The organism is uncultured Nostoc sp., from assembly GCF_964245575.1.
Taxonomy (GTDB): domain Bacteria; phylum Cyanobacteriota; class Cyanobacteriia; order Cyanobacteriales; family Nostocaceae; genus Nostoc.
This window is the reverse complement of the sequence record NZ_CAXTNP010000389.1, coordinates 1-5,720: the sequence shown is the minus strand read 5'-3', so window position 1 is coordinate 5,720 and position 5,720 is coordinate 1. Positions and strand designations below refer to the sequence as shown.

General features: G+C 41.0%; 4 protein-coding genes and 2 pseudogenes. 4 read left to right on the top strand and 2 right to left on the bottom strand.

Going from position 1 to position 5,720, the window contains the following annotated elements; translation table 11 throughout:
- Window positions 1–97: 97 nt before the first annotated feature.
- The 4 genes and pseudogenes from ACFFAP_RS35155 to ACFFAP_RS35140 all read left to right on the top strand — a co-directional run.
- A pseudogene (locus tag ACFFAP_RS35155) lies at window positions 98–423 on the top strand (glycerophosphodiester phosphodiesterase family protein); the annotation flags it as partial.
- A 34-nt stretch (window positions 424–457) separates the two neighbouring features.
- Window positions 458–1,609, top strand: a complete 1,152-nt coding sequence (locus ACFFAP_RS35150; protein ID WP_375515545.1) for a DUF3466 family protein — start codon at window positions 458–460, stop codon at window positions 1,607–1,609.
- Window positions 1,610–1,722: 113 nt separating this feature from the next.
- A pseudogene (locus tag ACFFAP_RS35145) lies at window positions 1,723–1,977 on the top strand (glycerophosphodiester phosphodiesterase); the annotation flags it as partial.
- Between the two features lie 34 nt (window positions 1,978–2,011).
- Window positions 2,012–3,169, top strand: coding sequence for a hypothetical protein (locus tag ACFFAP_RS35140; RefSeq protein WP_375515544.1), 1,158 nt, complete (start codon window positions 2,012–2,014; stop codon window positions 3,167–3,169).
- Between the two features lie 83 nt (window positions 3,170–3,252).
- Here the strand turns inward: ACFFAP_RS35140 and ACFFAP_RS35135 are convergent, their stop codons facing one another.
- Both ACFFAP_RS35135 and ACFFAP_RS35130 read right to left on the bottom strand, forming a co-directional pair.
- Complete coding sequence (locus tag ACFFAP_RS35135) at window positions 3,253–3,948, bottom strand: SAM-dependent methyltransferase (protein ID WP_375515543.1); 696 nt, start codon at window positions 3,946–3,948, stop codon at window positions 3,253–3,255.
- Window positions 3,949–4,170: 222 nt separating this feature from the next.
- Window positions 4,171–5,286, bottom strand: a complete 1,116-nt coding sequence (locus ACFFAP_RS35130) for an iron-containing redox enzyme family protein (protein WP_375515546.1) — start codon at window positions 5,284–5,286, stop codon at window positions 4,171–4,173.
- Between the last annotated feature and the right edge of the window lie 434 nt (window positions 5,287–5,720).

The following is a 5,720-nucleotide window of genomic DNA, read 5'->3' as shown; positions in this document are numbered from 1 at the left end:
GTCGTTTATTGAATTCGGGGTGTCGTTTATTGAATTCGGGGTGTCGTTTATTGAATTCGGGGTGTCGTTTATTGAATTCGGGCAGATGCTTAGTGTTAATGAACGCACATATATAGATTTAGTCACAGCATCAGGTTTAGAAGAAATTGCTAAATATGCACAGGCGGCTGGTATTCATAAAAATTTGCTGGTTCCTAGAGACAGCAGTAGTAAATTGCGATCGCCTACATCTTTAGTCATAGATGCTCATGTGGCTGGTTTACTAGTTCATGTCTGGACTTTCCGCAATGAAGACTGTTTTTTGCCACTGGACTTTCAAGGAAATCCCAAGGCGAATATAAACTATTTTTCAGCTTAGGAGTTGATGGCGTATTTAGCGATTACCCAGATACGGCAGCTTACCACTCTACTATTCAGTGGTAATTTTGTAAGGGAATAAAAATCACAGAAAAGTCAGATGCTTTTACTTGAGTGGAAATCCTGTATAACAGCAATAACCTTGACCGCAATCAGTCTTACTGCGTCCAAGTCGGCATTGGCGGCATCTCTATACTCAGTTACTGACTTAGGCAACCTTACAGGAGAAGCATTCAGTTACGCTACAGGCATCAATGACTCAGGTGAGGTAGCCATTAATTCTCTAAATGGTTCTTTTTTTTACAGCAATGGTTCACTTAAAAAAATTAGTCCCCTACCTGGCGATAATGAATCTGGAGTAACTGGTATCAATAACTTGGGGCAAGTAGTTGGTAATTCGGTTGCTAGTAATAATTTTACTGGAAATAACCCTTTCCTATACAGCAATGGCATTACCCAACCCCTCGCTATCAAAAACGCTATTCCTTATGCCATTAACGATCGCACCCAAATAGTAGGAGGAGCAAGCGGGCTTGGGCCTTTTTTATACAGTAATGGTACAGCAACCAGCATCGGAACTCCTGGTACTATTGCCTACGGTTTAAATAACTTGGGACAAGTAGTAGGCATTCTCAATTCAAGCACAGCTTTTCTGTACGAAAACGGCCAAACTACTAATTTGGGAACTTTGCCAGGTGACAGGTACAGTGAAGCAGATGATATTAATGACTTAGGACAAGTGGTAGGTAGTTCTGGACTCACTGAAGTAGATGATGGTAATGCTTTTCTTTACAGTTCCAGCACGGGACTCCAAGACCTCGGTAGGTTACGTCCTACAGATTTGTTCAGTGTTGCTTTGGGGATCAATAATTTGGGTCAAGTAGTCGGGTTTTCTGGCACTAATAGTGACTCTTTTCCACCATATAACAATAGTTTGCGGGCTTTTCTTTATAGTGATAATACTTTGTACGACTTAAATGACCTGATTGCTCCTGGTTCAGACGCTGGCTTTACCTTGAGAAGGGCAGAAGCCATTAATATTAATGGACAAATTGTAGGTAGTGGTGCAGTCAATGGTCAATTACACGCCTTCCTGTTAACGCCAATCTCATCTGTCTCTGTACCTGAACCAACTTCAGGCGTTCCTATTTTGTCGTTTAGTGCTGTTGTAACTTTATTTGCAGCACTCAAGCGCAAACCTCGCTCAAACAGTGCAACCATACAACAGATTCAGCAACTGCCTCAGGTTTAGAAGAAATCGCTAAATATACACAGGGCGTTGGTATTCATAAATAGGACTTACGCAAAACTATACGCTGTAGGTGCAATTCATGCAAGAGAATCAGGGTTTCGGCTATTGTTTGTGTAAGTCCTAATAAAAATTTGCTGGTTCCTAGAGACAGCAGTGGTAAATTGCGATCGCTAACATCTTTAGTCATCAATGCTCATGTAGTTGGTTTGCTGGTTCATGTCTGTTTCCGCAATGAAGACTGTTTTTTGCCATTGGACTTTCAAGGAAATCCCCAAGGGGAATATGAACTATTTTTCAGCTTAGGTATTGATGGCGTATTTAGCGACTATCCAGATACGGCAGGTTTTCACTATACTGTTCAGTGGTAATTTAATAGGGGAATAAAAATCACAGAAAAGTCAGATGCTTTTACTTCAGTGGAAATCCTGTATAACAGCAATAACCTTGACCGCAATCAGTCTTACTACATCCAAGTCGGCATTGGCAGTATCTCTATACTCAGTTACTGACTTAGGCAGTCTTACAGGAGAAGCCTTCAGTTACGCTACAGACATCAATGACTCAGGTGAGGTAGCCATTAATTCTTTGGCGAGTTCTTTTTTTTACAGCAATGGTTCACTTAAAAAAATTAGTCCCCTACCTGGCGATAATGAATCTGGAGTAACTGGTATCAATAACTTGGGGCAAGTAGTTGGTAATTCGGTTGCTAGTAATAATTTTACTGGAAATAACCCTTTCCTATACAGCAATGGCATTACCCAACCCCTCGCTATCAAAAACGCTATTCCTTATGCCATTGACAATCGCACCCAAATAGTAGGGGGAGCAAGCGGATTTGGGCCTTTTTTATACAGTGATGGTATAGCAACCAGCATCGGAACTCCTGGTACTGTTGCCTACAGTTTAAATAACTTGGGACAAGTAGTAGGCATTCTCAGTTCAAACACAGCTTTTCTGTACGAAAATGGCCAAACTACTAATTTGGGAACTTTGCCAGGTGACGCGTACAGCGTAGCAAATGATATTAATAACTCAGGACAAGTGGTAGGTAGTTCTGGACTCACTGGAGTAGATGATGGTCATGCTTTTCTGTACAGTTCCAGCACGGGACTTCAAGACCTCGGTAGATTACGTCCTACAGATTTGTTCAGTTTTGGTGTGGGGATCAATAATTTAGGTCAAGCAGTCGGGTTTTCTGGGAGTAACAGTGACTTTTTTGCAGCAGATGGCAATGGTTTGCGGGCTTTTCTTTATAGTGATAACACTCTCTACGACTTAAATGACCTGATTGCTCCTGGTTCAGACGCTGGCTTTACCTTGACAGCAGCATCTGCCATTAATAATAATGGACAAATTGCCGGTCGTGGTGCAGTTAATGGTGAATTACACGCCTACCTCTTGACGCCAACCTCATCTGTCTCTGTACCTGAACCAACTTCAGGCTTTCCTATTTTGTCGTTCGGTGCTGTTGTAACTTTATTTGCAGCACTCAAGCGCCAACCTCACTCTAGCAGTGCAGTCATACAACAAAAACTTCAGGTAAACAAAGCGATTACTTGAGAATACGGATTGATTTAACTAATCCCGCAATTTCCCATCTTCAAGGTACTTTTAAGATGGGGATTGCATAAGCCTATTTGTCTTCACAAACTAGTCATAACCTGAGCCAATTGATTAGATAAATCAACTACAGAATCTTGGCATTTGTTAAATAAAACGCCAGCTAGAAAATAATAATCGCCAGAATAAAATGCCATGTTGTTTTTTCGGAGTTCTTCTATGTGGTTCTTTACCTTGGGATCGGAGCTATAGTAGCCGAACTGTAAAGGTAACACCATGAAATTTTGAACACAATATCCATTTTCTTTGGCTAGGTTCAGCGTACTTGTTGGATTAGAAAAACTAGATATTAAAACCAACACATTTTCATAACCTAACGATAAAAGATCATTGGTAACTGTGGCTCCATCTACACCCCCAAATAAGAGTGGCATATAAATATCATTATCTGGAGCGGGGAGATAGGGCGGATTTGCTACAAGATACTCGGCATCGGGTTGAGAAGAATTAAATAAAGATGAATTATGGATTATGTATTTATTAGTGAGATTATATTCATCGATAGTTGAATTTGCGACTTTCCATGCAGAGGTATTTAATTCAAATCCCTGGATGATGCCATCGAAGTTGTTTCTTAATAAAGAATTAATTACAGGGCTGCCATCTCCTGAGCCAAACTCCACAATAGATTCGTAATTTTTACAATTTCTGAGAACAAAATTTTCTAAACAGTTTGAGTAAAAATTAGATTCTTCAGGACAAAAAAAGATATCTTTCATTTGACTGCACTTCAATGTATAAGGTATAATCAATGTAGTACGAGGTTATTTGATACCTTGATTTCAAGGCAATAAATAATCGTTTCTTTAGTAAAGAAGTCCTCACTAAAGAAATTGGATTGTAGGGAGATTAGCAATAGAATGCTTTAGAAATGTGAAATTATAAACGCCAGAAAAAATCTGCCATTTTTAATTTCTAATTTTTTAGATTTCTTAGATGAGTCAAACGGATTGTGTTGCTTCACGTATCGATCGCACAACAGCAATACCCGCGCGATCGCTCATGAGTTTCTGCTGGTCGTACCCAAGCACTAATTCCCATGCATCATTGGGATATCGTTCTGCTAATGGCAAAGCTACATCATCTAACATCCAACGACCGTGGCGTTCATCTTCCCTGATGTGTAGTTCCCAATAACCCACCGCTACTTCTGAGAGTCCGAGCCGTTGCGCCGCCACCATATAATTTTTGTAAACCGCAGGCCCAGCCACTTCAAAATAGGTCAACCCGCCGCTATAACGCAGGAAATAGCGTTTGCGCTCAGTCACGAGAAAATTATGATTGGTAGAAGCCAAAACTTCCCAAGGTACTAAATCGAAATATGCCTCTGGTTGAGTGTTCATTCCAAACTCAGCAAGCATTTGAGCAAAAAATGTAGAGTGCTTGCGAGATAAACGACCATTGCCGTATTCTTCTATTAGTACTCGCATCAACGTACACTGCACTTCATTAGCAACACCACCCAAAATGCGGGAAAGATGACTAGCTTCAACCAAGCCATCAAAAGAGCCGATCGCTAGTAGGTGACGATAGCCAGATTCAGTCATTTCCTCACGAATGTAGCGGCTACTCTCCGACAAAAGCGGATCTAAATCGGCAGATGTGCGCTCAATTAGAGCTTGTTTTACATCTATTACATCTAATTGTTGCAGTGCAGCCACATCAATTTGTGCCAGTTCCCACCTTTGCCAAGCAGCTTCAATTTCGTCACGACATGAGGACAAGTAAAGCGATCGCTCATTGGTATAATTTTGCAAATCGTCATACCAAAACAGCTTTAGCCGATTAATTCGATAAAGTATGCGCTGGAGAAAACGGTGAGCCTGTTCATCAGAGCGATCGCTTTTATAGGCGGCGCGAATTGCCTTTGAGAGCGCCTGTTCAAACTCACTAGCTATTGCAGGTTTTACATCTAGTTGATGATCTAAATCCTCCATTGCTAGCAGTTCTATAAATTGCTCCTCAGCACGGTCGTACTTGGTAATTGTTCTTTCTTCTGTTTGCGTACTCTTTTTCGCAGCTCCAGCATTAGGAAATATAACTAAATTGCTTTGCATGAAATCTTCGGTAGCATTGGAAAAGTGAGAAATTAGTTTCACCTCTAATACTTAACTTCCCACACGAGTAGCTTTCTGTACCTCTTTCCCTGGTTATAAAGAAAAATTAAGTCTAGGGGAACACAGGAGAAGGGGCAGGGAACAGGCTTGCTGTGACTTGTACTGAGCGTAGTCGAAGTAGCGTAGCCGAACGGGGGCAGGGGGAGCAGAGAAACTAGGATAAATATTAAACACGGATGGCTAAACCGTGTCTGGACGCAAAGAGAAATGATGCCGACTCCACCCAATGAAACGTCAAATCAACGAAAGATGTCTAAGGATGTCTAGGATTCATGTAGCAGAAGAATAATTTGTAACTGTAATTTGGTAGAAATTAAAATTTGGGAACGAGTCTTTGATACTCGCCAACGAGTCTTTGATACTCGTGAATGAGT

Excerpts from the sequence above, each read along its gene's own strand:
- ACFFAP_RS35150 (WP_375515545.1), top strand. The coding sequence starts at position 458 with ATGCTTTTACTTGAGTGGAAATCCTGTATAACAGCAATAACCTTGACC.
- ACFFAP_RS35140 (WP_375515544.1), top strand. The coding sequence starts at position 2,012 with ATGCTTTTACTTCAGTGGAAATCCTGTATAACAGCAATAACCTTGACC.
- ACFFAP_RS35135 (WP_375515543.1), bottom strand. The coding sequence starts at position 3,948 with ATGAAAGATATCTTTTTTTGTCCTGAAGAATCTAATTTTTACTCAAAC.
- ACFFAP_RS35130 (WP_375515546.1), bottom strand. The coding sequence starts at position 5,286 with ATGCAAAGCAATTTAGTTATATTTCCTAATGCTGGAGCTGCGAAAAAG.